This window comes from Aeromicrobium massiliense JC14 (genome assembly GCF_000312105.1).
GTDB lineage: Bacteria > Actinomycetota > Actinomycetes > Propionibacteriales > Nocardioidaceae > Aeromicrobium > Aeromicrobium massiliense.
Map to the genome: position 1 here is coordinate 262,051 of NZ_HE978637.1, position 25,543 is coordinate 287,593.

The 25,543-nt window shown below is 72.9% G+C and carries 21 protein-coding genes and 1 tRNA gene; 13 read left to right on the plus strand and 9 right to left on the minus strand.

The window, feature by feature from the left end:
* Positions 1 to 21 precede the first annotated feature (21 nt).
* From HGAM_RS08470 to HGAM_RS08480, 3 genes are read right to left on the minus strand one after another with little or no spacing between them, the layout of a single operon-like run.
* Positions 22 to 264, minus strand: coding sequence for a DUF3107 domain-containing protein (locus HGAM_RS08470; RefSeq protein WP_019145053.1), 243 nt, complete (start codon positions 262 to 264; stop codon positions 22 to 24).
* Positions 261 to 902: a TetR/AcrR family transcriptional regulator gene (locus HGAM_RS08475; RefSeq protein WP_019145054.1), complete on the minus strand. Its 642-nt coding sequence runs from the start codon at positions 900 to 902 to the stop codon at positions 261 to 263. The genes HGAM_RS08470 and HGAM_RS08475 overlap by 4 nt, the downstream gene beginning before the upstream one ends.
* A gap of 41 nt (positions 903 to 943) precedes the next feature.
* A complete protein-coding gene (locus HGAM_RS08480) occupies positions 944 to 1,876 on the minus strand; it encodes an LLM class F420-dependent oxidoreductase (RefSeq protein ID WP_019145055.1) in 933 nt (310 codons plus the stop codon).
* Between the two features lie 122 nt (positions 1,877 to 1,998).
* Here HGAM_RS08480 and moeZ point away from each other — a divergent pair, with 122 nt between their 5' ends.
* From moeZ to nudC, 5 genes are all read left to right on the plus strand, one after another.
* The gene (moeZ, locus tag HGAM_RS08485) at positions 1,999 to 3,168 is read left to right on the plus strand and encodes an adenylyltransferase/sulfurtransferase MoeZ (protein WP_019145056.1); all 1,170 of its coding nucleotides are present in this window, start codon (positions 1,999 to 2,001) and stop codon (positions 3,166 to 3,168) included.
* A 67-nt stretch (positions 3,169 to 3,235) separates the two neighbouring features.
* Positions 3,236 to 3,538: an MGMT family protein gene (locus tag HGAM_RS08490; RefSeq protein WP_019145057.1), complete on the plus strand. Its 303-nt coding sequence runs from the start codon at positions 3,236 to 3,238 to the stop codon at positions 3,536 to 3,538.
* 126 nt (positions 3,539 to 3,664) lie between these two features.
* A complete protein-coding gene (locus tag HGAM_RS08495) occupies positions 3,665 to 6,895 on the plus strand; it encodes an ATP-dependent helicase (protein ID WP_019145058.1) in 3,231 nt (1,076 codons plus the stop codon).
* A complete protein-coding gene (locus HGAM_RS08500; protein ID WP_019145059.1) occupies positions 6,892 to 10,059 on the plus strand; it encodes an ATP-dependent helicase in 3,168 nt (1,055 codons plus the stop codon). Before HGAM_RS08495 ends, HGAM_RS08500 begins: the two co-directional genes overlap by 4 nt.
* Before the next feature lie 20 nt (positions 10,060 to 10,079).
* Positions 10,080 to 10,961, plus strand: a complete 882-nt coding sequence (nudC, locus tag HGAM_RS18470; RefSeq protein ID WP_019145060.1) for an NAD(+) diphosphatase — start codon at positions 10,080 to 10,082, stop codon at positions 10,959 to 10,961.
* An 84-nt stretch (positions 10,962 to 11,045) separates the two neighbouring features.
* Here nudC and HGAM_RS08510 read toward each other — a convergent pair whose 3' ends face one another.
* Positions 11,046 to 11,297 carry a mycoredoxin gene (locus HGAM_RS08510; protein WP_019145061.1) on the minus strand — a complete coding sequence of 84 codons (252 nt, stop codon included), beginning with the start codon at positions 11,295 to 11,297 and terminating at the stop codon, positions 11,046 to 11,048.
* Between the two features lie 109 nt (positions 11,298 to 11,406).
* On the opposite strand from HGAM_RS08510, the gene HGAM_RS08515 reads away from it, so the two are divergent.
* Entirely contained in the window at positions 11,407 to 13,389 is a 1,983-nt protein-coding gene (locus tag HGAM_RS08515; protein ID WP_019145062.1) for an ATP-dependent DNA helicase UvrD2, read from the plus strand.
* Between the two features lie 37 nt (positions 13,390 to 13,426).
* On the opposite strand, the gene HGAM_RS08520 is transcribed toward HGAM_RS08515, so the two are convergent.
* The 3 genes from HGAM_RS08520 to HGAM_RS20600 form a co-directional block, all read right to left on the minus strand.
* A complete protein-coding gene (locus tag HGAM_RS08520) occupies positions 13,427 to 14,764 on the minus strand; it encodes an ABC1 kinase family protein (protein WP_019145063.1) in 1,338 nt (445 codons plus the stop codon).
* Positions 14,765 to 14,803: 39 nt separating this feature from the next.
* Positions 14,804 to 15,610: a hypothetical protein gene (locus tag HGAM_RS08525; protein WP_019145064.1), complete on the minus strand. Its 807-nt coding sequence runs from the start codon at positions 15,608 to 15,610 to the stop codon at positions 14,804 to 14,806.
* 95 nt (positions 15,611 to 15,705) lie between these two features.
* Positions 15,706 to 15,864 carry a DUF5679 domain-containing protein gene (locus HGAM_RS20600; RefSeq protein ID WP_019145065.1) on the minus strand — a complete coding sequence of 53 codons (159 nt, stop codon included), beginning with the start codon at positions 15,862 to 15,864 and terminating at the stop codon, positions 15,706 to 15,708.
* Positions 15,865 to 16,195: 331 nt separating this feature from the next.
* Here HGAM_RS20600 and HGAM_RS20885 point away from each other — a divergent pair, with 331 nt between their 5' ends.
* Complete coding sequence (locus HGAM_RS20885) at positions 16,196 to 16,696, plus strand: M48 metallopeptidase family protein (RefSeq protein WP_019145066.1); 501 nt, start codon at positions 16,196 to 16,198, stop codon at positions 16,694 to 16,696.
* Here HGAM_RS20885 and HGAM_RS08540 read toward each other — a convergent pair.
* Both HGAM_RS08540 and HGAM_RS18480 read right to left on the minus strand, forming a co-directional pair.
* Positions 16,620 to 17,198, minus strand: coding sequence for an NUDIX hydrolase (locus tag HGAM_RS08540; protein WP_019145067.1), 579 nt, complete (start codon positions 17,196 to 17,198; stop codon positions 16,620 to 16,622). The two genes, HGAM_RS20885 and HGAM_RS08540, sit on opposite strands and share 77 nt — an antisense overlap.
* Positions 17,195 to 18,532, minus strand: coding sequence for a zinc-dependent metalloprotease (locus HGAM_RS18480; protein ID WP_019145068.1), 1,338 nt, complete (start codon positions 18,530 to 18,532; stop codon positions 17,195 to 17,197). The genes HGAM_RS08540 and HGAM_RS18480 overlap by 4 nt, the downstream gene beginning before the upstream one ends.
* Positions 18,533 to 18,626: 94 nt before the next feature.
* On the opposite strand from HGAM_RS18480, the gene HGAM_RS08550 reads away from it, so the two are divergent.
* From HGAM_RS08550 to HGAM_RS08575, 6 genes are all read left to right on the plus strand, one after another.
* The gene (locus HGAM_RS08550) at positions 18,627 to 19,034 is read left to right on the plus strand and encodes a molybdenum cofactor biosynthesis protein MoaE (protein WP_019145069.1); all 408 of its coding nucleotides are present in this window, start codon (positions 18,627 to 18,629) and stop codon (positions 19,032 to 19,034) included.
* Positions 19,035 to 19,062: 28 nt separating this feature from the next.
* Complete coding sequence (locus tag HGAM_RS08555; RefSeq protein ID WP_019145070.1) at positions 19,063 to 20,154, plus strand: YlbL family protein; 1,092 nt, start codon at positions 19,063 to 19,065, stop codon at positions 20,152 to 20,154.
* Positions 20,145 to 20,672, plus strand: a complete 528-nt coding sequence (locus tag HGAM_RS18485) for a PPA1309 family protein (protein ID WP_019145071.1) — start codon at positions 20,145 to 20,147, stop codon at positions 20,670 to 20,672. Before HGAM_RS08555 ends, HGAM_RS18485 begins: the two co-directional genes overlap by 10 nt.
* Before the next feature lie 96 nt (positions 20,673 to 20,768).
* Entirely contained in the window at positions 20,769 to 23,624 is a 2,856-nt protein-coding gene (locus HGAM_RS08565; RefSeq protein ID WP_019145072.1) for a UPF0182 family membrane protein, read from the plus strand.
* A 26-nt stretch (positions 23,625 to 23,650) separates the two neighbouring features.
* On the plus strand, positions 23,651 to 24,697 hold the full coding sequence (locus tag HGAM_RS08570; protein ID WP_019145073.1) for an alpha/beta hydrolase family protein: 1,047 nt from the start codon (positions 23,651 to 23,653) through the stop codon (positions 24,695 to 24,697).
* A gap of 206 nt (positions 24,698 to 24,903) precedes the next feature.
* Positions 24,904 to 24,980, plus strand: a tRNA-Met gene (locus HGAM_RS08575).
* The last annotated feature ends 563 nt before the right edge of the window (positions 24,981 to 25,543 follow it).

Below are 25,543 nucleotides of genomic sequence, written 5' to 3' on the forward strand. Positions count from 1 at the left end.
CTCGAGGCCCCGGTCAGCGGGTCAGGCGTTCAGGCCGGCCGCGAAGCCGACCTTGGGACGTCCGGCCTCGGACGTGAAGTACAGGTAGGCGACCTTGTCGGCCGGCACGGCCACGGTGTGGCCCTTGGGATCGGTCAGGGAGAAGACCTTGGAGTCGGCGATCGCCGTCTCCAGCAGGCTCAGCAGAGCCTCGGGGGTCTCCTCGGTCTCGACGGACAGCTCACGGGCGGCGTTCTGGACGCCGATCTTGACCTCCACGGTCATTCCTCTCCTCGGTCTGAGTTCTCGGGGTCGCGCGGGAAGCCGCCGATGCCGCGCCAGGCGAGACCGGCAGCCAGCTGGACGGCCTGCTCCTTGCTGAGCTCGGAGCGGGTGTCGAGCCACGTGCGGGCTCCCACGTGCCCCATGCCCACCAGGCTGACAGCCAGCTGGTGAGCGGCGGCTCCGGGCAGGCCGGTGTCCTCGCGGATCACCTCGGCGATGGCCGCCGCGGAGTCCTCGATGACGCCGTCGACGAGCCGGCGCACGGCCGGGTCGTTGGTCAGGTCCGACTCGAACACGAGCCGGAAGGCCGCGCCCTGGTCGGCGACGTAGTCGTACCAGAGCGCCATGGTCGCCTGGACGCGCTTGCGGTTGTCGGTGGTCGACGCCAGCGCGACGCGCACGCCCTGCACGACCTCCGCGCACGACGTCTCCAGCAGCGCCAGGTACAGCTCGAGCTTGCCGGGGAAGTGCTGGTACAGCACCGGCTTGCTCACCCCGGCGCGGTCGGCGATCTCGTCCATGGAGGCGGCGTGGTAGCCCTGCTCGACGAAGACACCGAGCGCGACCTCGAGCAGCTGGGCGCGCCGCTCGGTGCGCGGCATCCGGCCCGAGCGCGGACGAGAGGTGGTGTCAGTCACGACGTGATCCTATCGGCCGGGGTCGGCCCGGCAGCGACGCCTCACGCATGCACGTGGGGCGCGACCTCGGCGGCGACGAGCTCGAGGTGGTCGAGGTCGGCCAGGTCGAGCACCTGCAGGTACACCCGGCTGCTGCCGGTCGCGGCGTACGCGTGCAGCTTCTCGACGACCTCCTCGGGCGTGCCGGCCAGGCCGTTCTCGCGCAGCTCGCCGACCTCGCGGCCGATGGCGGCGGCCCGGCGGGCGATCTCGGCCTCGTCGGAGCCGACGCACAGCACGAGGGCGCTGGAGCGGACGAGCTCGCCGGGGTCGCGGCCGATCTCCTCGCAGGCGCGGGTCGTGCGCTCGAACATCACCCGGTTCGCCTCGACCGACCCGAACGGGACGTTGATCTCGGCCGCGTAGCGGGCGGCGAGGGCCGGGGTGCGGCGCTTGCCGTGGCCGCCGATCAGCACCGGCGGGCCGGGACGCTGCGCCGGCTTGGGCAGCGCGGGGGAGTCGGTGAGCGAGTAGTGCGCGCCGGCGTGGTTGAACGTCTCGCCCTCGGGCGTGCCCCACAGGCCGGTCAGGATCGCCAGCTGCTCCTCGAGCCGGTCGAACCGCTCCTTGGTCTCGGGGAACGGGATGCCGTACGCGGTGTGCTCCTCGGCGAACCAGCCGGCGCCCAGCCCGAGCTCCACGCGGCCGCCGCTCATGCGGTCGACCTGGGCCACGGCGATGGCCAGCGGGCCGGGCAGGCGGAACGTCGCGGACGTCATGAGCGTCCCCAGCCGGATCGTGCTCGTCTCGCGGGCGAGGGCGGCCAGCGTGATCCACGCGTCCGACGGGCCGGGCAGGCCGTCGCCGCCCATCGTCAGGAAGTGGTCGGAGCGGAAGAAGGCGTCGAAGCCGAGCCGCTCGGCGGCCTGGGCCACGGCCAGGAGGTCCTCGTGGTCGGCCCCCTGCTGGGGCTCGGTGAAGATGCGCAGGTCCATGCCCGGAGTCTCCCAGGCCCAGCATCCGGACGCCGGACGAGCCGCCGGGGCGGCGCGGGAAGAATGGGCGGGAGCCGGGCGTTGGGCCTGGCAAGCACCGCACCCGATCCCGAGGAGATGCCGTGGTCGCCCCCCTGGTGGAACCCGCCGACGAGCTGACGATCGACGAGGTCCGTCGCTACAGCCGTCACCTGATCATCCCGGATGTCGGCATGACCGGCCAGAAGCGGCTGAAGAACGCGAAGGTGCTGGTCATCGGCGCCGGCGGCCTCGGCAGCCCGGCCCTGCTGTACCTGGCCGCGGCCGGCGTCGGCACGCTCGGCATCGTCGACGACGACGTCGTGGACGAGTCGAACCTGCAGCGCCAGGTCATCCACGGCCAGAGCGACATCGACAAGCCGAAGGCGGTCAGCGCCGCGGAGTCGGTCGCCGAGGTCAACCCGTACGTGAACGTCATCGTGCACAACGAGCGGCTCGACAACGACAACGTGCTGGAGATCTTCTCCGGCTACGACCTGATCCTCGACGGCACCGACAACTTCGCGACCCGCTACATGGTCAACGACGCGGCGGTCATCCTGAACAAGCCGTACGTGTGGGGCTCGATCTACCGCTTCGAGGGGCAGGCGTCGGTGTTCTGGGCCGAGCACGGCCCGCAGTACCGCGACCTCTACCCGGAGGCCCCGCCGCCGGGCATGGTGCCCTCGTGCGCCGAGGGCGGCGTCCTGGGCGTCCTGTGCGCGTCGATCGGCTCGATCATGGTCACCGAGGCGATCAAGCTGATCACCGGCATCGGCGACCCGCTCATCGGCCGGCTCATGGTCTACGACGCGCTCGAGATGCGCTACACGACGCTCAAGATCCGCAAGGACCCGAACGGCGTCCTGCCGACCGAGCTCATCGACTACGAGGCGTTCTGCGGCGCGATCAGCGACGAGGCCGCCGAGGCCGCCGCCGACTCGACCATCTCGGTCACGACGCTCGACGGCTGGCTCAAGGAGCGCGAGGACGGCAGCCGCGACTTCGTCCTGGTGGACGTCCGCGAGCCCAACGAGTACGAGATCAACAAGATCCCGGGCTCGGTGCTCATCCCCAAGAACGAGATCATCAGCGGCCGCGCGTTCGAGCAGCTGCCGCAGGACAAGCAGGTCGTCCTGCACTGCAAGTCCGGCGTCCGCTCGGCCGAGGCGCTGGCCGTGCTCAAGGGCGCGGGCTACTCCGACGCGGTGCACGTCGGCGGCGGCGTGGTGGCCTGGGTCAACCAGGTCGACCCGTCGCAGCCCAGCTACTGAGCGTCCGCGACGTCGCCAGAGGGCGGTCTCCCCGAAGGGGGAGGCCGCCCTCTGGCATGCTCGCGGCGTGGACGAGCGGTTCGTGGAGCGGGTGCTGGCGCTGGTCGAGCGCATCCCCGCCGGACGCGTGATGAGCTACGGCGCGATCGCCGAGGCGCTGCAGGACGGCTACGGGCCCCGCTACGTCGGACGCGTGATGTCGACGACCGGGGCGACGGTGCCGTGGTGGCGGGTGGTTCGCGCCGACGGCACGCCCGCCGACTGCCACGACGGCGAGGCCGCGCGGCTGCTGCTGGCCGACGACACCCCCATGCGTCCGGACCTGCGCCGGGTCGACATGCGCGCCGCCGCCTGGTCACCCGAGCGTTGAGCCCCCGTCCTCGCTGAGGGTGACGTTGTGCACGCCTCGCGCGGCGTGTCGCGTGCAGAACGTCACTCCCAGCGCGGAGGTGCGGGTTCGTGCCCGGGTGTCGGTGCGGTCTGCTGGGATAGGGGCATGCCCGAGTCGTACGTCCTGCGCCGCCGCGCGGCGGCCCCGGTGCGCGTGCCCGTCCTGGACGAGCAGCAGCGCGCCGTGGTCGAGCACCGCGGCGGGCCGCTGCGCGTGCTCGCCGGCCCGGGCGCGGGCAAGACGACGACGCTGGTCGAGCTCGTCGTCGACCGGGTCGAGAAGGGCGAGCTGACGCCCGACGAGGTGCTGGTGCTGACCTTCAGCCGGCAGGCCGCCGAGGAGATCCGCGGCCGCATCGCCCGCCGGCTCTCGCGCACGGTGTCCACGACGCCGGCCATGACCTTCCACTCGTTCTGCTACGCGTTCGTGCGCGCGCACCAGGGGGCCGACGACTTCGTCTCGCCGATGCGCCTGCTGAGCGCGCCCGAGCAGGACACGATGCTGCGCGACCTGGTCACCGGCGGCGCCGCCGAGCGCTGGCCCGCGCGGCTGCGCCCGGCGCTGCGCACCCGCGGCTTCGCCAGCGAGCTGCACCGGCTCATGGCCGCCACCCAGACGCTCGACATGGATCCCGAGCAGCTGGCCGACGTGGCCCGCGAGACCGGTCGCGACGACTGGTACGCCGCCGCGCACCTCATGCGCGAGTACGCCGACGTCTCGGCGCTGCGCAACACCACCGACTACGGCGGCATCGTGCACCAGGCCGTGCAGCTGCTGCGCGACCCGCAGGTGCGCGAGCAGGCGCGTCGTCGCCACCGCCTGGTCGTCGTCGACGAGTACCAGGACACCGACCCGCTGCAGGTCGCGCTGCTGCGCGAGCTGGCCGGCGACGGCCGCGACCTGGTGGTCGTCGGCGACCCGTACCAGTCGATCTACGGCTTCCGCGGTGCCGACGTCTCGGGCATCCTCGACTTCCCCGAGCAGCTGGCCACGCCGGCCGGCCCGGCGCCCACGATCGTCCTGCGGCACACCAACCGCTACGGGCCGGCGATCGCCGCCGCCGTCCGCTCGGTGGTCGACAACCGCGGCGCCCTGGGCCCGGTCGACGGCCGCGACTACGCCGCCCTGCGCGACCAGGTGTCGCGCGTCGACGACCCCGGCGTCGTCGAGGTCGAGACCTACACGACCCCGGCCGCCGAGGCCGAGCACATCGCGCTGCGGCTGCGCGAGGCGCACCTCAAGGCCGAGGTGCCGTGGCGCGACATGGCGGTGCTGGTGCGCACGAGCCGCGACATCGCCCGGCTGCGCCGCGCGCTCACCACCGCGGGCGTCCCGGTCGACGTCGCGGGCGACGAGCTGCCGCTGTACCAGGAGCCGGCCGTCCGCACCCTGCTCGGCGCGCTCGACCTCGCGGTCGCGGTCGCCGCCGGGCAGACGCTCTCGGCCGACGACGCCGAGGCCGTGCTGACCAGCCCGCTCGGCGGGCTCGACGACCCGGCGCTGCGCCGGCTCGGTCGCGTGCTGCGCCAGCGCGAGGCGGCCGAGGGACGCGAGCTGCGACCCGCGCGCGTCCTGGTCGCCGAGCTGCTGCACGCCCCGGCCGGGCTGTCGCTCGACGCACCGCACACGCCCGTCGGCCAGGCGGCCGCGGCCGTCGAGCGCGTCGCCCGGCTGCTGCAGCGTGCCGCGGCGCAGATCGAGTCCGGCGAGCCGGCCGAGCAGGTGCTGTGGACGCTCTGGGACGGCACCGACTGGCCGCGCCGCCTGCGCGACGAGGCCGAGACCGGGGGCGAGGGCGCCGCCCGGGCGCACCGCGACCTCGACGCGCTCGTCGCGCTCTTCGACGAGGCCGCGCGCGCCCAGGAGGAGTTCGCCAAGGACTCGCTGGGCGAGATCGTCAGCCGCATCAAGGACCAGCAGATCCCGGCCGGCGCGGGCGCGCGTCCCGGCCGCGACTCCGGGGCGGTCCGGCTCATGACCGCGCACCGGTCCAAGGGCCTGGAGTGGGCGTACGTCGTCGTCGCCGGCGTCCAGGACGGCGTGTGGCCCGACCTGCGCTTCCGCGGCAGCTTCCTGCAGTCCGAGCGGCTCGGAGCCGACGGCCTGGTCGAGCCGCCCAGCGCCCGCGCAAGGCTCGCCGAGGAGCGCCGGCTGTTCTACGTCGCGTGCAGCCGCGCCCGCCGCCACCTCGTCGTCACTGCCACGCAGAGCGGCCATGAGGACGGCGACCAGCCCTCGCGGTTCGTCACCGAGCTGGCCGAGCACGTCGCCGAGGCCGCCGGTGCCCACGCGCGTCCGGCCTCGCTCGACCTCGTGCCCCGGCCGCGGCCGCGCCGGGCGCTGTCATTGCGTGGCGTCGTGGCCGAGCTGCGCCGCCTCGGCGAGACCACCGACGACGAGCAGGTGCGCGTCCAGGTCGCCGACCAGCTCGCCCGGCTGGCCGCCCACCCGGCGGCCCGCGGTGCGAGCCCCGACCGCTGGTGGGGCCTGCGCGAGCGCACCGACACCGGACGTCCGCTGCACGACCCCGAGCGGCCGATCCGACTGTCGGGCAGCTCGGTCAGCACGCTCACCGAGTGCTCGCTGCGCTGGTTCCTCGAGCACGAGGCCAAGGCCGGTGCCGGCACCTCCTCGGCCCAGGGCTTCGGCTCGCTCGTCCACGCCCTCGCCGCCGACGTCGTGCGGCGCGACCGCGACGACGACGCCGGCACGCTGGCCGCCGAGCTCGACGGTGTCTGGCACCAGCTGGAGTTCAACGCGCCCTGGATCGAGGCCCGCGAGCGCGAGGCGGCGGTCGAGGCGATCGGCCGGTTCGTGCGCTGGCACCGTGAGCACGGACGCACGCCGCTGGCCGTCGAGCACCCCTTCGAGGTGACGCTCACGGTCGAGGGCCGCGAGGTCGTCCTGCGCGGCTCGATGGACCGGGTCGAGCTCGACGACGCCGGTGGCGTCCACGTCATCGACCTCAAGACGTCCAAGAACGCGCCGAGTGCCCGCGAGGTCGGCGAGCACGCGCAGCTCGGCTTCTACCAGCTGGCCGTCGAGCACGGCGCCACCGACGAGCTCGCCCCGGGCGCGCCGCCGGCCGGTGCCGAGCTCGTCCAGCTGCGCAACGACGAGACGAAGGTGCCCGGCTACCCGAAGGTCCAGCCGCAGGACGCGCCCCGGCCCGACGAGCCGTTCTTCGCCGTCGAGCAGCTGTCCCACGCGGTGCGCACCATCGGCGACGAGGCGTGGGAGGCCACGCCGTCGGACAAGGCGTGCGGCTACTGCGCCTTCCACCGGGTGTGCCCGACCAAGGACGCCGGCCAGACGATCCTCGGAGGTGGCGAGTGAGCGAGCTGCGTGAGCGAACCGAGCTGCGCGAGCCGGTCCTGCACGACCTGGACGACCTCGACCGGCTGTTCGGCGAGATGAGCGGCATCGACGGGTTCCGCTTCTCCGACGAGCAGCGGGCCGCGATCACCGCCCCGCTCGACACCGCCAGCGTCATCATCGCCGGCGCCGGGTCGGGCAAGACCACGGTCATGGCTGCGCGCGTCGTGTGGCTGGTCGGCCACCACGGGGTCGCGCCGGAGCGCATCCTCGGCCTGACGTTCACCAACAAGGCCGCCGCCGAGCTCGGCCTGCGCATCCGCCGGTCGCTGCAGGCGCTGGGGGAGCGGCAGGCGATCGGCGACGGCGAGCCCACCACCGCCACGTATCACGCGTTCGCCGGCACCCTCATCGCCGAGCACGGGCTCAACCTCGGCGTCGAGCCCGACCTGCGGGTCGTCTCGGACGCGTCGCGGTTCCAGCGCGCAGCCATGGCGGTGCGCACCTTCGAGCGTCCGCTCCAGCACGTCGGCACGCACCTGCCGACGCTGGTCGGCGAGCTGCTGGCCCTCGACGGGCAGATCGCCGAGCACCTCACCACGCCCGAGGCGGTGCGCGAGCACGCCCGCGGTCTGGTCGCGCTGGCCGAGGCGCAGGGCAACAAGCCCGCCGTGCTGCGCAACGCCGCCGAGACCGCGCGCAAGCGGGCCGAGCTGACCGAGCTCGTCGACCAGTACCGCGAGCTCAAGCGGGTCGACGGCGTCATGGACTTCTCCGACCAGATGTACTTCGGCGCCGCGCTGGCCAAGGACGAGCACGTCGGCGCCGCGCTGCGCGACCGCTTCGACGTCGTCCAGCTCGACGAGTACCAGGACACCTCGGTCGCCCAGCGCGACCTGCTCAAGGGGCTGTTCGCCGGGCTGTGCGTCACCGCCGTCGGCGACCCCGCGCAGGGCATCTACGGCTGGCGCGGGGCCGCGGCGAACAACCTGCTGGAGTTCCTCGACGACTTCCCGGTGCCCGGACGCCCGGGCGCGCGCCTGTCGCTGTCGGAGACCCGGCGCTGCCCGACCGGCGTCATCGACCTGGCCAACAGCGTGGTGCAGCCGTTCTACGCGACCACGGGCGAGGTCACGCCGCTGCGCTCGGCCCGCTCCGACGCCGGACGCATCACCGTCGCGCTGCACGAGACCGTCGCCGATGAGGTGGCCGCGGTGATCGACGGCGTCCAGCGGGCCCACGAGGCGGGCACCGACCTGCGCGAGATCGCCATCCTGGTGCGGGTGGGCGCCGAGAACGAGGCCATCGTCGCGGCCCTGCGCCGGGCCGGCGTCCCGTTCGAGATCGTCGGGCTCACGGGGCTGCTCAGCCAGCCCGAGGTCGCCGACCTGCTCTCGGTGCTCGAGGTGCTGGAGGACGTCACCGCCAACCCCGCGGTGATGCGGCTGCTCGACGGCCCCCGCTGGGCGGTCGGCCCGCGCGACCTGGCCCTGCTCGGCCGCCGTGCCGCCATGCTCACCCGCGGTGCCGGACGCCCAGACGCCGCGGCGACGCTCGAGGACGAGCTGGCCCGCGCCGTCGAGGGGTCCGACCCCACCGAGGTCGTGTCGCTCGCCGACGCCGTCGACGACCCGGGCGACCTCGGGTACTCCGCCGAGGCGCTGGAGCGGTTCCGCGACCTGTCCGGGCTGCTCACCTACCTGCGCAAGCACGTCGGCGAGCCGCTGGTCGACCTCGCGCGCCGGGCCATGGTGGCGCTCGACCTCGACCTCGAGCTGGAGTCCGGCGACCACCCCGCCGCGATGGACAACGTCGCGCTGCTCATGGACGCGATCGCCGCCTACGCCGAGACTGACCGCTTCGCCTCGCTCACCGGCCTGCTCGCCTACCTGCGGGCCGAGGACGAGTACAACGACGGCATGGAGGTCTCCACCCCGTCGGAGGCCGAGTCGGTCAAGCTGCTCACCGCGCACAAGGCCAAGGGCCTGGAGTGGGACGTCGTGTTCGTCCCGATGATGTCCGCGACCGTCTTCCCGTCCGGCAAGGGCCGCGAGCGCTGGATCGGCTCGGCCAAGACGCTCCCGGCCGAGCTGCGCGGCGACCACGCCTCGGTGCCCGACATCGAGGACTGGACGCCGACCGCCGAGCGCGAGTTCAAGGCCGCGGTCAAGGAGGACTCGCTCATGGAGGAGCGGCGCCTGGCCTACGTCGCGTTCACGCGCGCCAAGCAGGAGCTGCACGTCAGCGGCCACTGGTGGGGACGCACGCAGGCCAAGCCGCGCGGCCCGTCGCCGTTCCTGGAGGCCACCCGCGACTGGGTGGTGGCCAACGGCGGCGAGCCGTCCACGTGGGCGGCCCGGCCCGAGGACGACGCGCCCAACCCGCACCTGGACGAGCGCGTGGGCCTGGCCTGGCCGGCCCCGGCTCCGCGCCTGGAGCGTCGCCGCGTGCTGGCCGACGCGGTCCGCGAGCGCCTGGCCGCCGGCGACGACGCCGAGCCGGTCGAGCCCGACGGACGGGTCGCCGAGCTGGCCGACGAGATCGCACTGCTGCTGGCCGAGGCCGAGCAGGTCGAGGCCGGACGCAACGTCGTCGAGCTGCCCGAGACGCTGTCGGCCACCGCCACCATGGCGCTGCACGCCGACCCGCAGCGGTACGCCGCGACCCTGGCGCGTCCGATGCCGCGGCGGCCCTCGTCCGCCGCCCGGTACGGCACGCGGTTCCACGCCTGGGTCGAGGCGCGCTTCGACCAGCAGGCGCTGCTCGACCCCGAGGACCTGCCCGGCCAGGCGCAGGAGGACATCGTCGACGACGCCGACCTCGAGGCGCTCATGAAGGCGTTCGCCGAGGGCCCGTACGGCGAGCGGCGCCCGTTCGCGATCGAGGCGCCGTTCTCGATCGTGCTCGGCGGCCAGCAGGTCATCGGCCGCATCGACGCGGTCTACGAGACCACCCTCGACGACGGCAGCACCGGCTACGAGGTGGTCGACTGGAAGACCAACGCGGCCCAGACCGCCGACCCGCTGCAGCTGGCCATCTACCGCCTGGCCTGGGCCGAGCTGCAGGGCGTCGACCCGAGCCGGGTGAGCGCGGCGTTCGTGTACGTGCGGCTCGGCACCACCGAGCGTCCGGCGTCGCTGCCCGGCCGCGAGGAGCTCGAGCGGCTCCTCGGGTGGGCCGACTGACCTGCGGCTAGCGTGGCGGGGTGACCGACACCGAGCAGGCCCCGTTCGCCTTCCACCGCGCCCGGCACGACCGGACCGGCAACCGACGCCGGCTCGAGGAGTGGCGCGACGACGAGGGCCTGCGGGTCATGGTGCTCGGCGGTGAGCACGTGGCCACGGTCGACGGTCCGGCGGTGCGCTGGACGTCCCGCGACGAGGCGCCCGAGGGGGAGTGGCTGCTGCTCGGCGAGCAGCACGGCGTCACCCACGCGGCGGTCGTCGTGGAGCGCGTCCCCGACGAGCTGACGCCGGTGAGCGTCCGCACCCTCGCGCCGCTGCTCGACCCCGACGAGCTGTCGCTGGCCATCCACGCCGTCGCCATGGCGCGCTGGCTGGCGTCCACGCCGTTCTGCCCGCGCTGCGGCGGGCGCACCGAGGTGCGGCAGGGCGGTCACGTGCGGCACTGCCTCGAGTGCGGCAAGGACCACTTCCCGCGCACCGACCCCGCGGTCATCATGCTCATCACGGACGCCGACGACCGGGCGCTGCTGGCCCGCAACCCGTCCTGGCCCGAGGGACGGTTCTCGACCCTGGCCGGCTTCGTCGAGCCCGGGGAGGCGCTGGAGGACGCGGTGCGCCGCGAGGTGAGCGAGGAGGTCGGCGTCGAGGTGGGCGAGGTGCGCTACGGCGCCAGCCAGCCGTGGCCGTTCCCGGCGAGCCTCATGGTCGGCTTCTTCGGCCGCGCCGTGACGACCGACATCCACGTCGACCACGACGAGATCGCCCAGGCGACCTGGGTGACGCGCGAGGAGCTGGCGCGGTGGGGCGAGTCCGGCGAGCTGGTGCTGCCGCCGCCGCACGTGTCGATCTCGCGCTGGCTCATCGAGTCCTGGTACGGCGGTCCGATCCCCGGCTCCTGGTAGTCCCCACCTTCGCGCTGAGTGTGACGTTTCGGGGGTCGTTCAGGCCTGATCAGCCCCGAAACGTCACACTCAGCGGGAAGGTGATCAGCTCAGCGAGGCGAGCTGCGCCTTGACCTGCGCGACCGACGGGTTGGTCAGCGCGCTGCCGTCGGAGAAGACGAGCGTGGGAACCGTCTGGTTGCCGTTGTTGGCCTGCTCGACGAGCTTCGCGGCCTCGGGCTGCTGCTCGATGTCGACCTCGACGAACTCGACGATGCCCTCGCGCTCGAGCTGGTTCTTCAGCCGGTGGCAGTAGCCGCACCAGGGAGTCGAGTAGAGGGTGAACTGGGCCGACATGTCTGTCTCCTGTGCCGTCTAGGGTGGGTCTCGGTCGTGCGACTGGATCAACGCCGGCGTCCGCCGGGCTGTTCCCCTCGACCGTAGCCCCCGACCTCGAAGGAGTCCCGTGCCCGACCCCAGCGACCTGCTCGCCGCCCTCGATCCCGAGCAGCGTCAGGTCGCCCAGACGATCCGCGGCCCGCTCGTGGTCGTCGCGGGCGCCGGCACCGGCAAGACCCGCGCCATCACGCACCGCATCGCCTACGGCGTGGCGACGAACGTCTACCAGCCCACCGAGGTGCTGGCGGTCTCGTTCACGACCCGGGCGGCCGGTGAGATGCGGTCGCGGCTGCAGCAGCTCGGCGCCGGCGGCGTCCAGGCGCGCACGTTCCACTCCGCCGCGCTGCGCCAGGCCCGGTTCTTCTGGCCGCAGGTCTACGGCGGCGAGCTGCCCGAGGTCACCGGCTCCAAGATCCCGCTCGTCGTCGAGGCCACCCGCAAGGTCGGCCTGCGCCCCGACCAGTCGGTGCTGCGCGACCTGGCCAGCGCCATCGAGTGGGCCAAGGTCAGCAACGTCCGCCCGGCCCAGTACGCGGTCAAGGCGAAGGACGCCCGGCGCGAGGTCGGCGACCTGCAGCCGTCCCAGGTCGGCGAGGTCTACGCCGCCTACGAGGAGGTCAAGCGCGGCCACCACCGCATCGACATGGAGGACATCCTCCTGGTCACGGCGGCCATGCTCACCGAGGACGAGCGCGTCGCCGCCCAGGTGCGCAGCCAGTACCGCTGGTTCGTGGTCGACGAGTTCCAGGACGTCAACCCGCTCCAGGCCACGCTGCTCGACCTGTGGCTGGGCGGACGCGACGAGCTGTGCGTCGTCGGCGACCCGCGCCAGACCATCTACTCGTTCGCCGGCGCCAAGGCCGAGTACCTGACCGGCTTCACCCGGCGCTACGAGGACGCCCAGCGCGTCGACCTGGTGCGCAACTACCGCTCGACCCCGCAGGTCGTGGCCGCGGCCAACGCGGTCTTCGACCGGCGCACGTTCGGCGTCACGCTCGAGGCGCAGCGCTCGGCCGGCGACCCGGTCACCTACCGCGGCTTCGGCGACGAGCCGGCCGAGGCGGCGTACGTGGCCGGCGAGGTCCGACGGCTGCACGACCGCGGGCTCCCCTACCGCGACATGGCGGTGCTGTTCCGCATCAACGCCCAGTCCGAGGCGTACGAGGAGGCACTCGGCGCCCAGGGCATCCCGTACGTGCTGCGCGGCGTCGAGCGGTTCTTCGAGCGCGGAGAGGTGCGCCAGGCCGTGACGCTGCTGCGCGCGGCGGCCGTCTCGGAGACCGAGGCGAGCGGCGACCTGGCTGGTCAGGTGCGCGACGTGCTGTCCGGCCTGGGCTACACGGCCGACCCGCCCGCGGCCAGCGGCGCCGTGCGCGACCGCTGGGAGTCGCTGCACGCGCTCGTCTCCATGGCCACCGACCTGGGTGACAACGCCAGCCTCGCCGACCTGGTGAACGACCTCGAGCGGCGCGCGGCCACGGCCAACGCACCCACCGCCGACGGCGTCACGCTGGCCACGATGCACTCGGCCAAGGGCCTGGAGTGGGAGGCGGTGTTCTGCGTCGGCATGCAGGAGGGCACCGTCCCGCTCGTCCACGCCACCACCGAGGCCGAGATCGAGGAGGAGCGCCGGCTGTTCTACGTCGGCATCACCCGCGCGCGCTCGTTCCTGACCATCTCGTGGGCGGCGGCGCGCCAGGCCGGCGGCCGCGGCAACCGTCAGCCCACCCGCTTCCTCGACCGGCTGCTGCCCGCCGACCACGCGGCTCGCAGCCAGGGACGTCCGCAGGCGAAGGCGAAGAAGGTGCGCCTGGTCGCGCGGCCGGACGACTTCGACGAGGCGCTGTTCGAGCGGCTGCGCGCCTGGCGCACCGAGCAGGCCCAGGAGCAGAGCGTCCCGGCCTACGTCATCTTCAACGACCAGACGCTGGAGCAGCTGACCATCCTCAAGCCGTCCGACGTCCGCGAGCTGGTGCAGGTCAAGGGCATCGGCCAGACCAAGCTCGAGCAGTACGGCGAGGACGTCCTGCGGGTCATCGCCAGCGAGTAGCGCGCTGGCAGACCCTGCCGAAGCCCCTTCGACAGGCTCAGGGACCGGGCGGCTCGGCGAAGCCGGGCACCGACTCCTCGACGATCGCTCGCGCCGGCACGGTCGCGCCGAGCTGGCACAGCACGCCGATGCCGCCCGCCCACACGCGGTGGATGAGCAGGTACTCCGGCGGCAGGTTGATCTTGGACGCGATCGCGGCACTCGACGGCTGGCTCAGCCGTCCCGCCTGGCCGCGCAGCCAGTCGCGGTCGAACGGGAACGTCTCGTGCCGCACCGGCTCCAGGAACGGGTCGAGGTAGGCGCCGAGCTGCTCGGCGTCGACCACCACGCCCACGCGCACGAAGCCCTCGGCCCGCAGGCCCTCCAGCACGGCGGCCCGGTCACCGTCGAGCGCGAGGCGCAACAGCCGGCCCATGGACGGCGGCAGGCCGTCGGGCAGCCGGGCGACGGCGCCGAAGTCGACGACGCCGAGGCGCCCGTCGGGCATGATCCGGAAGTTGCCCGGGTGCGGATCGGCGTGCAGCAACCCGACGCGCTCGGGACCGGCGAGCAGGAAGCGGATGAACGCCTCGCCGTAGCGGTCGCGCTCCTCGGGCGTGCTCGAGACGATGACCTCGGCGAGCGACGACGCGGACTCCAGCCACTCGCTGACGAGCAGGGCGTCGGTGTGGTGCACGACGTTCGGCACGACCACCTCGGGGTCGTCGCGCAGCTCGTCGGCGAACGCCTGCTGGGCGGCGGCCTCGAGCGCGTAGTCGAGCTCCTCGGCGACACGCTCCTGCAGCTCGGTGACGAGCGCGCGGACGTCCATGCCGGGCATGAGCACGCCGAACAGCCGCGCGATGCGGGCGATCTGGCGCAGGTCCGAGCGCAGCGCGCGGCCGGCGCCGGGGTACTGGATCTTGACCGCGACCTCGCGCCCGTCGTGCCAGGTGCCGCGGTGGACCTGGCCGATGGACGCCGAGGCGGCCGGCTTGTCGTCGAACGTGGTGAGCAGGTCGCGCCAGTCGGGCCCGAGCTGCTCGGCCAGCACGCGGTGCACCGTCGAGGTGGGCATCGGCGGGGCGGCGTCCTGCAGCTTGGTGAGGGTCTCGCGGTAGGGGCCGGCGATCTCCGGCGGCAGCGCGGCCTCGAAGATGCTCATCGCCTGGCCGAGCTTCATCGCGCCGCCCTTGAGCTCGCCGAGCACGCGGAAGATCTGGTCGGCGGTGCGCTGCTGCACCTCGGTCGCGACGTAGCCGGCGGGCGCGCCGACGAGCCGCTTGCCCAGGCCCCAGGTGGTGCGGCCGGCGAATCCCACGGGCAGGGCGGCGAGCCGCGCGCCGCGGGACAGGGCGTTGCCGCGGATGCCGCGGTCCTCCTCGTCCTTGGCCACGTGGTCATCGTAGGGGCGCGCGCCCAGGGTGGCCCGTCGTCAGGCGACCAGCAGCAGCTCGCACCCGCAGGCGGGGTGGAAGCCGATGGGCCACGTGTCCGCGTCGAACGGACCGGGCCCGACGACGACGCAGCGGCTCGCGCCCGCGTCCTGCCCGCGGGCGTACGCATCGACCTCGGCCAGGACGCGCAGCGCGGCAGCGTGGACGGTGGCGACCGGCAGCGCCGGCGGGACGACCAGGGTGCCGGGGGAGCCGAGCTGGGTGAGCAGCGCCGGCCAGCCACGGTCCCAGTCGGTGCGATGCTGGTCGTGGCAGTGGATGCACGGGGTCAGCCCGGGCCGGACGAGCGGGCCGATGCGGACGCGCTCGTCCTCGACCACGACCCGCAGGTGGTCGTCGCGGGCCTCCTGCGCGGCGCGGAACAGGGCCCGGGGCGGCTCGCCGGCGGACAGGACGACGGTGAGGTCGGCCGGAGCGCCCCGGCGGACGATGCGGTGCCCGGACTCGAGGAGGAGAGCCTCGACGCACTCGGCCAGGGGAGTGGTGGCGTGGTCGTGGTCGAGCAGCACGCTCGTGGTCGGCCGAGCGGGCCGGGGGAGTCCGGCCAGGACGAGCCCGGCGACCCGCAGGTCGGTGGCGACCGCCTCGACGTCGCCGGCGAACCCGACGTCGTCCGCGTGCCGCCGCAGCCGGGTGAGGTCGGCGGTGCCGTCGAAGCGGCGCAGCAGCGCGAGCAGGCCGGGCTCGTCGCGCACGACGACACCGGGGGAGGTGCCGAGCTGCAGGTGGCCGGCGTCGCGACGCAGCAGCAGCAGGCCGGGGCGGAGGCAGGGTCGGAACGCCATGCCCCACCCTCGCTCCGGGTCGACGGAACCGGCCGGCGTCCGTCCACAGCACGACGCGCCCCGCCGGAAGGCCGGGGCGCGTCGTGGAGGCTGGGTCAGGCGCGGCCGAGGATGCGGTTGAGCTTGGTGCCGCAGACCGGGCACGTGCCCTTGGCCATCTTGGTGCCCTTCTCGCTCACCTGGACCTCCCCGGTGGCCTCGCGCTTCTCCTTGCACTTGACGCAGTAGAACTCGCCGGTCCACGAATCTGCCATGTCGCGCTCCTGTCCGCCGGGGCGTCGTTGTGACGCCGGTCACAGCCACCGTACGGCGACCCGGGGGCGTCCGCGCGTCAGCACCGCGCGCGTCCTCGGTTGTCCACCGTCTGTGGAAAAGGTTGGGGACGACGTGTGTGGACACGGGGACGACCTGTGGAACGCGCCGGGTGCGCCGTGGACAGCCGGGCGTGTCCCTCCACCCCGGCTGGAGGGTTCGGTCCCCGCTGGGCGTGACGATCGGTACGCCGGACGCGGCGTGTCGCGTACCGAACGTCACGCCGAGCGCCGAGGTGCGGACGCTGTCGGGTGCCGGGGCTACGCTCGCGGCGTGCCCGAGGTCGAGATCCGTCGCAGCGCGCGACGCACGCGCACCGTCTCGCTGCGCCGCGAGGGGGACCAGCTCGTGGCGCTCGTGCCGCAGCACGTCACCGACAAGCAGCTCGAGCCGATCGTCGCGCGCCTGCTCGCGCGCATCGAGAAGCGCGAGGCCCGGCGGCGCCCCGGCGACGACGAGCTCGAGACCCGCGCCCGCGAGCTGTCGCGCCGCTACGTGGCCGGCTCACCGATGCCGACGTCGGTGCGCTGGGTCTCCAACATGACGACCCGCTGGGGATCGTGCAGCGCCGCCGACGGCGCCATCCGGCTGTCGGACAAGCTGCAGGGCATGCCGCCGTGGGTGGTCGACTACGTGCTCGTCCACGAGCTGGCACACCTGGTGGAGCCGAACCACTCCGACCGGTTCTGGACGATCGTCAGCGCGTACCCGCGGACGGAGCGGGCTCGGGGGTTCCTCGAAGGCGTCGAGCACTCAGCTCCACCAGCGTCCTGACGCTGTCGTCCACACCCTCGGGCAGCGCGTCGAGCGCGAACCACTGCAGGTCGCTGGACTCGTCGCTGATCACCTCGACCGCACCCTGCGGCGCGACCGCCACGTACTGGACGTCGAGGTGGTGGGCCGGACGCACCGGGCCGCACGGCACCTCATGGCGCGACAGCACCACCGGCTCCGGATCGACGACCAGCCCGTCGATGCCGGACTCCTCGGTGGCCTCGCGCAGCGCCGCCTCGGCCAGCGTCACGTCGTCGGTCTCGCAGTGCCCGCCGGTCTGGAGCCAGCGCTGCAGGCGCCGGTGCAGGGTCAGCAGGACGCGCTCGTGCGCGGCATCCACCACCAGCGCGGACGCCGTGAGGTGGTCGGGGTGGCAGGCGCGCTCCATCGCGTCCGGGCGCGTGGCCAGGTGGGCCAGGTAGTCGCGCCGCAGCTCGTCCTGGGCCGGGTCGGGCGCCGTCCAGGCGGTCAGCACCCGGACGGCGTCGGCGTGCAGCGTCACCGCGGCTGGTCGTCGTCGCCGGCGGGACGATCGTCGCCGGCGTCGCCCTCGTCGAGCAGCCGGCCGAGCGCCTCGTCGAACTGCGCGTCGAACTGGGCGCTGGGCCCGTCGGACGGCCGGTTCTCGCCCGCGGCGAAGCCGATCGGGTCGTCGAGGTCGTCGACCGTCGGCAGCAGGTCGGGGTGCGACCACACGGCGTCGCGGACCTCGGGGCCCTGGGCGTCGCGCAGCGCGGCCCACAGGTTAGCCGCGTCGCGCAGGCGGCGCGGACGCAGCTCGAGCCCGACCAGCGTGGCGAAGGTCTGCTCGGCGGGGCCGCCCTCGGCCCGGCGGCGGCGCATGGCCTCGGCCAGCGGCACGGCGGCGGGCATGCGGTCCTTCGTGGCCTGGGTGACGACCTCGTCGACCCAGCCCTCGACCAGCGCGAGCATCGTCTCCAGGCGCTGCAGCGCCTGCTCCTGCTGCGGCGTGCGGGCCGGCTCGAACAGACCGCCCTGCAGCGCCTCGGCGATCTCGTCCGGGCGGGACGGGTCGAGCGAGCCGAGCTGGCTCTCGATGGCGGAGACGTCGATGGTGACGCCACGGCCGAAGTCCTCGACCGCGCCGACGAGCTGGGCGGCGAGCCACGGGGCGTGCGCGAACAGGCGCTGGTGCGCGGCCTCGCGCAGGACGACGTACAGCAGCACGTCCGCCTCGCTGTGCTCCAGGCCCTCGCCGAAGGCGCGGACGTTCGCGGGCAGCACGGCGGCGGTGCGCTCGGGGCCGAGCGGCAGACCGACGTCGGTGGACGACAGCACCTCGCCGGCGAGGGTGCCGAGCGCCTGCCCGACCTGCTGGCCGAACATGGCGCCGCCGGCCTGGCTGAGCATGCCGACGAGCGGGCCGGCCATGGCGCGGGCCTCGGCCGGCAGCGCGTCACCCACCGCCTTGACGACGTGCTCGGCGATCGGCTCGACCAGCTGGTGCCAGGTGCCGGACGTCTGCTCGACCCACTCGGCCTTGCTCCACGCGACGGCGCGGGTGGCGCCGGCGGGCAGGTCGGTGGCGGTGTCGAGCCACATCTCGGCCAGGCGCAGGGCGTCGTCGACGGCGCTGCGCTCGCCGGCGTGCGGCGTCGGGTCGGGGCCGGCGGCGGCGAGCACGTGGCGCGCGACGTCCTTGGCCATGTCGAAGTTCACGTGCCCCTCGTGCGGGGCGAACATGCGCTGCACCTGGTTCATGAGCGCCTGGAAGTCCGGCGTGCCCCCGCCACCGGTGAACGCCGTGAAGAACTGCTCCATCGGCGTGCCCTTGAACGGGTTGTCGTCGCGGTCCGGGTCGTGGGGGTCGGCCATGGGTCAACGCTACCCGCCGAGGCCCGGGCGCCCCAGGTGGACGAGCCCTGGTTCGTCCAGGGCGAACACCGGAGCTCACCCGTAGGCTGGCCGGGTGGAACCCCTGGTGGACGTCCGAGAGACGCCGTTGAGCCTCGACGAGGTGTACGACGCGGTCACCGACCCGACCGCCGGCGGCATCGTGCTGTTCGTCGGCACGGTGCGCGACCACGACGGTGGCAAGGGAGTGACGGCGCTCGGCTACGAGTCGCACCCGACCGCCGTGGCCCGGCTGCGCGCCGTGGTCGACGAAGTCGCTCGCGAGCCCGGCGTCGTCCGGCTCGCCGCGGTGCACCGCACCGGCGAGCTGCGCATCGGCGACCGAGCGGTCGTCGTCGCCGTCTCCGCCGCCCACCGGGCCGAGGCGTTCGCCGCCTGCCGCCTGCTGATCGACCGGCTCAAGGACGAGGTGCCCATCTGGAAGCACCAGGAGTTCGTCGACGGCGAGGCCGTCTGGGTCTGAGGTTGGCGCTTCCCCCTAGGGTGTGGGCGTGAGCGCGCAGGAGCAGGAGCCCGAGCGCCCCGTCACGTGGAGCCGCCGCAGCCGCACGCTCACGATCGGTGGGGTCGCCCTCGTGGTGCTGACCTGCCTGGCCGCGTTCGTGCCGGTGCCCTACTCCACGATGCGGCCCGGCCCCGTGTTCAACACCCTCGGCGAGTTCGACGGACGTCCGCTCATCGAGTTCGGCGACGGCGTCACGACCTACGACGACCCCGACGGCTCGCTCAACTTCACGACCGTCTCGGTCTCGCGGGCCTCGTCGGACGTCTCGCTGCTGGACGCGGTCAAGACCGCGCTCACGCCGGACGCCGAGGTCGTCCCGCGCGACCTGCTCTACCCCGAGGGGACGACGCAGGAGCAGTCGACGCAGGAGTCCGCCGCCCAGCTGGCCGGCTCCAAGAGCACGTCGGCCGTCGCCGCGCTGCGCGCCCTGGGCAAGGACGTGACCACCCGCGTGCTCGTCGCCTCGGTGGTCGAGGACGGGCCGGCCAAGGACGTCCTGCAGGCCGACGACCTGGTGCGGAGCATCGACGGCGTCGCGGTGGCCACGCCGCAGGAGGCGGTCGACCAGATCAGCAAGGCGAAGCCCGGCGACACGGTGACGCTCGACGTCGAGCGCGCCGGCAAGCCGCAGCAGGTCAGCGTCACGACCGTGCCGGCCGAGGACGACCCCGACCGCGCGCTGGTCGGCGTCACGCTCGGGGCCGACTACGACCTGCCGGTCGACGTCACCAACAACGTCGGCGAGGCGATCGGCGGCCCCAGCGCCGGCACGATGTTCGCCCTCGCCATCTACGACAAGCTGACCCCCGGCTCGCTGACCGCGGGCCGCGACATCGCCGGCACCGGCACGATCGACGCCGACGGCGTGGTCGGCCCGATCGGCGGCGTCAAGCAGAAGATCGCCGGCGCGGACGAGGCGGGGGCCGAGGTCTTCCTCGTCCCGGCCGCGAACTGCGCGGAGGCGGCCGAGTCCGACCGCGACCTCACGCTCGTGAAGGTCGAGAAGCTGACCGGCGCCATCGACGCCCTCGAGGCGCTGGCGAAGGATCCCGACGCGGAGGTGCCCACGTGCGAGTAGAGGACCTGGCGAACCTGGCTCCGGACTCCGACGTCCGCCAGGCGGCGCTCGAGGTGGAGCGGCACGTCGCCGCCGAGGGGTGGGACCAGGCGCCGCGGCTGTTCGCGCTCGTGCGCACCGCCGCGCTCGTCGCCCAGCAGCCCGAGCTCGCCGGCCAGCTCGGCGACGCGGTCTACACGCCGGTCGAGCAGGAGGGCCTGCCCGACCAGGGCTCGCTGGAGGAGTCGCTCGACGCGATCGCCTGGCCGCCGGCCGTCGACGGCTGCGCGGTGGTGGTCGAGCGCATCATGCTCCCGCCCGAGGCCGAGCAGGACGTCCCCGACGACCCGGCCGCGCTCGAGGCCTACGTGGCCGCCCACCCGGACCGCCGTGACGTGCGCATCGTGGCCGCCGTGACCCGCGACGGACAGTCCCACACCGGCGTCCGCGGACGTCTGCCGGCCGACGACGAGCTGCTCGAAGCCCCCGACCTCGTGCCCAACCTGACCCGTGCCCTTCGGGACACGCTGGCAGACTAGGTACTGCGTGACCCCTGACCCAGGAGAACTGTGAGCAATCCGTTCGGCACACCACGTCAACAGCCACGCGCCCCGCGTCCCGGCAACAGCCGCCGCGTGCTCGTGCCCACCCTGATCACGCTCGCAGCCCTGCTGATCCTGGGCTCGGTCTTCACCAGCGTCTGGACCGACCGGCTGTGGTTCAAGTCCGTCGGGTACTCCGACGTCTTCCGGACGGTGCTCGGCACCCGCGTGCTGCTGTTCGCGGTGCTCGGCCTGCTGTTCGGCCTGTTCGTCCTGGCCAACATCGTCGTGGCGTACCGGACGCGTCCGGAGTTCGTCAGCGTCCGGCGTGACGACCCGGCCACGCGCTACCGCGCCGCGCTCACCCCGATCCTCAAGCCCGTGCTCGCGGTGCTCACCGTCGTCCTGGTCGCGTTCGCCGGCTCGGTTGCCGCCGGGCAGTGGGACACGTTCCAGATGTGGCGCAAGGGCGGCTCGTTCGGCCAGAAGGACGCCCAGTTCGGCAAGGACGTCGGGTTCTACGTCTTCGACTACCCGTGGTTCCGCTTCCTGCTGAGCTACGGCTTCGCGCTGATCGTGGTCACCGTGCTGCTGGTCGCGTTCGTCCACTACGTCTACGGCGGCATCAAGCTGGCCGGCAAGGGCACGCGCTTCTCGCGCGCCGCCCAGGTGCACCTGGCCGTGCTGTTCGGCCTCGGCGTGCTGCTGCGTGCGGGCTCGTACTACTTCGACCGCTACGACCTGGTCATCAACGGCTCGGGCTACGTCGACGGCGCCGGCTACACCGACGTCCACGCGCGCATCCCGAGCAAGAACATCCTCATCGCCGTGGCGATCGTCTGCGCGATCCTGTTCTTCGCCACGATCGTCATCCGCTCGTGGACGCTGCCCGTCCTGAGCCTGGGCCTGCTGCTGGTGACGTCGATCCTCATCGGCGGCATCTGGCCGGCGATCATGCAGTCCTTCCAGGTGCGCCCGTCGCAGCCGGACAAGGAGGGGCCGTACATCGAACGCAACATCGAGGCGACGAGAGACGCCTACGACGTGGCCGACACCGAGGTCACGAACTACTCGGCCAAGACGAACCTGTCGAACCAGGACCTCACGCAGACGGCCGAGTCGCGCACGTCCGCGCGGCTCATCGACCCGACGCTCGTCTCGCCGGCGTTCGAGCAGCTGCAGCAGGTGCGCGGCTACTACACGATGCCCGACACGCTCGACGTCGACCGCTACAAGCTGGGCGACGACTCGATCGCGAGCGACGTCATCATCGCCGCGCGCGAGGTCGACCTGAACGGCCTGCAGGACACCCAGCGCAACTGGGCGAACGACCACACGGTCTACACGCACGGCTACGGCGTCGTCGCGGCGCGCGGCAACCAGCGCGGCCCGAACGGCGAGCCGGTCTGGGTGGAGAAGGACATCCCGTCCTCGGGCGAGTTCGACATCCAGCAGCCGCGCATCTACTTCGGCGAGAACTCCCCGTCGTACTCGATCGTCGGACGTCCCGATGGCGCGAACCCGATCGAGGTCGACATCCCGCGCGGTGGCGGCGGCCAGCCGGCCGAGGGCGAGGAGAACGTCACCGCCAACGAGTACGAGGGCAAGGACGGCGTCAGCGTCGGCAACCTGTTCAACAAGGTGCTGTATGCGTTCAAGTTCGGCGAGCCGAACATCGTGCTGTCGAGCCGCGTCAACGAGAACTCCAAGATCATCTACGACCGCAACCCGCGCGACCGCGTCGCGAAGGTGGCGCCGTGGCTGACCGCCGACGGCGACGCCTACCCGGCGGTCGTCGACGGGCGCATCGTGTGGGTCATCGACGCGTACACGACGTCCAACCAGTACCCGTACAGCCAGCACCGCTCGCTGGAGGAGGCGACCACCGACTCGCTCACCCAGCGGGGTGCGCAGGCGGTGCTGCCGACCGACGAGATCAACTACATGCGCAACTCGGTCAAGGCCGTGGTGGACGCGTACGACGGCACCGTCGACCTGTACGCCTGGGACGACAAGGACCCGATCCTCAAGACCTGGATGAAGGTCTTCCCCGACGCGGTGAAGCCGAAGTCGGAGATCTCGCCCGAGCTGCTGCAGCACCTGCGCTACCCGGTCGACCTGTTCAAGGTGCAGCGCGACGTGCTGACGCGGTACCACGTGACCGACCAGTCGACGTTCTACGAGGACGGCGAGCGCTGGAAGACGTCCGAGGACCCGACGAACAAGGTCACCAAGCAGCCGCCGTACTACCTGACGACGAGCAACCCGAACCAGCCCGACCCGCGGTTCTCGCTGACGTCGGTGTTCCTGCCGAACAACCGGCAGAACCTGGCGGCGTTCGTGTCGGTGAACTCCGAGACCACGGACACCGAGGACTACGGGAAGATGACGATCCTGCAGCTCCCGAGCGAGACGCAGATCCCCGGTCCGAGCCAGGTGGCGAACGACTTCCAGACCGACCCGGCCGTCACCCAGGCGCTGCTGCCGTTCGAGCAGTCCGAGGAGGCCACGATCCGTCGCGGCAACCTGCTGACGCTGCCGGTCGGCGACGGCCTGCTGTACGTGCAGCCGGTCTACATCCAGCGCTCCAACGCCGAGGGCTCGTACCCGGTGCTGCAGTTCGTGATCGCCTCGTTCGGTGACGGCGTCGGCTTCGGCCAGACGCTGGACCAGGCGTTGCGCGCGGCGCTCGGCCTGGAGCCGGGCGATGCCGGCAACACCGAGCCCGGTGGTGACGCCGACGACGGTAGCGACGCGGGCGACGGCGGCGAGACCCCGGCGACGCCGAACACGGACGCGACCGCCAGCCAGCTGCTGGACCAGGCGTCGCGCGAGTATGCGGCGGCCCAGCAGGCGCTGGAGGCCGGTGACCTGGCCGAGTACCAGAAGCGCATCGACAACGTCGGACGCCTGGTCGGCCTGGCCCGCGACGCGGTCGAGGGAAGCTAGCGCTCATGAGGACGAGGGCGGGCGTCGTGGCAGCAGCCACGGCGCTCGCCCTCGCTCTGTCCGGGTGCACCTCGGGGGAGTCGGACCCCGTCGAAGGGACGCCGACCTCGGAAGCCAGCCCCACGCTTCCTGAGCCTGTCGAAGGGAGCCCCTCTGCGACGCCCTCGCCCACCCCGACGGCTGAGCCTGTCGAAACCCCCGTCGACACCTCCCAGCCCGACATCACGTCCTACTTCGACAAGCGCTTCACGGGTGGCGACCTGCGCCTCGGCCGCATCCACGAGCGCCAGGCCACCTACACGTCCCGCAACGTCACCTTCCGCAGCGAGGGGCTGACGATCTCGGGCGTCCTGAACGTCCCGCGCGGCCGTGGCCCGTTCCCGGCCGTCGTGCTCGTCCACGGCTACATCCCGCCGGACTCGTACGAGCAGGGCCAGGGCATGACCCGCGAGCGCGGCTACCTCGCCGACCAGGGCTTCATCGCGCTCCACGTGGACCTGCGGGGCCACGCCGCGTCCGACGACGACCCACGGCTGTTCCGCGGCTTCCGGCACGGCTACGCCGCCGACGCGATCAACGCCGTCCACGCGCTGCGCGAGACGACGGACGTCCCGGTCGACGACGACCGCATCGCCCTGGCCGGACGTTCGATGGGCGGGGGAGTGGTGCTCCAGGCGCTGGAGATGGCGCCGGGCCTCGTCGGCGCCGGCGTGGTGTTCTCGGGCGTCTCGAGCCTGGAGGCCGACCAGTGGGCCCAGTACGGCGACGGCGGCTCGGGCTTCTGGAGCTACGCCGAGCGCCGCTGGGGCACGCCGGACGAGAACCCGGAGCCGTACCTGCGCGCGTCCACCCGCCCGCACCTGGGCCGCATCACCGAGCCGCTGCTGATGCACCACGGCACCCTCGACGACCAGACCCCGCCCCGCTGGGCCCGCGCCACCCACCGCGCCGCCAAGCAGGCCGGCGTCGATGTGACCCTGCGTTGGTACGAGGGCGAGGGACACGCCTTCGGCCCCCAGTTCCCCGACGCCATGGCGCGGACCGTGCGCTTCTTGGAGCGTGAGCTCGGCTGAGCAGCGGACTCATAATCCTTGGGCGCCAGCACGCTCCCTGAGCCTGCCGAAGGGACGTCCGCTACCCGCTCCCCGAGCTTGTCGAGGGGGACGGCCCCCGCAGGACTCATAATCCCTAGTCACGACCGCTCCGTGCCCCCATCGAACAGATCACACCACCCCGATTTGGCTCGCCAGACGCCCCCTGCTAACGTTGTCTTCAGCGACGCGGGGTGGAGCAGCTCGGTAGCTCGCTGGGCTCATAACCCAGAGGTCACAGGTTCAAATCCTGTCCCCGCTACCAATGAAGGTCCCTGATCAGCAGAGATGCCGGTCAGGGACCTTTTTCTTGCGATGGCGGATCGATCTAGTTGACCTGTTGTCGACTGGTTGATGTCTGCGAGATGCGGTCAACGCCTCAGCGGGCCGCGCCTTCGTTCGAGGCGGAGGTGGACGAGCGTCGCACCGTTTCGTCGCGGGCAACCGGGACGGACGAGCGCGATCTCGCACGACCACGTCCGCCGACAGGTGTCGGATGCAACCAGCGGCAGCCGCGCCGGCGAGAACCGTGTGGGGGCCGCGCTTGAACTCCATCCGCGAGCACGTGGCCGAGGAGATGGGCATGACCTTGGAGCTGCAGCGGAAGTGGGACAAAGCCGACTGACCTGAGTCGACGTGGCCTTGGGCGCGGACGGACTTGAGCAGCTCGCGACGCTGGCGCAACTGACCTGGGGTAGGTCGCCGGGAACGTCGGAGGCCCCTAGCTGACACTTCCGGGCGAACGGGTGAATGGCGGGGACTCGTGATAGACCTGCGGATTCCGCAACGGCGACACGGCGTGCGCTCTAAAGTCAGGGTGTCCGCATA

Excerpts from the sequence above, each read along its gene's own strand:
- HGAM_RS08470 (WP_019145053.1), bottom strand. The coding sequence starts at position 264 with ATGACCGTGGAGGTCAAGATCGGCGTCCAGAACGCCGCCCGTGAGCTG.
- HGAM_RS08480 (WP_019145055.1), bottom strand. The coding sequence starts at position 1,876 with ATGGACCTGCGCATCTTCACCGAGCCCCAGCAGGGGGCCGACCACGAG.
- HGAM_RS08495 (WP_019145058.1), top strand. The coding sequence starts at position 3,665 with ATGCCCGAGTCGTACGTCCTGCGCCGCCGCGCGGCGGCCCCGGTGCGC.
- HGAM_RS08510 (WP_019145061.1), bottom strand. The coding sequence starts at position 11,297 with ATGTCGGCCCAGTTCACCCTCTACTCGACTCCCTGGTGCGGCTACTGC.
- HGAM_RS08525 (WP_019145064.1), bottom strand. The coding sequence starts at position 15,610 with ATGGCGTTCCGACCCTGCCTCCGCCCCGGCCTGCTGCTGCTGCGTCGC.
- HGAM_RS20600 (WP_019145065.1), bottom strand. The coding sequence starts at position 15,864 with ATGGCAGATTCGTGGACCGGCGAGTTCTACTGCGTCAAGTGCAAGGAG.
- HGAM_RS18480 (WP_019145068.1), bottom strand. The coding sequence starts at position 18,532 with ATGGCCGACCCCCACGACCCGGACCGCGACGACAACCCGTTCAAGGGC.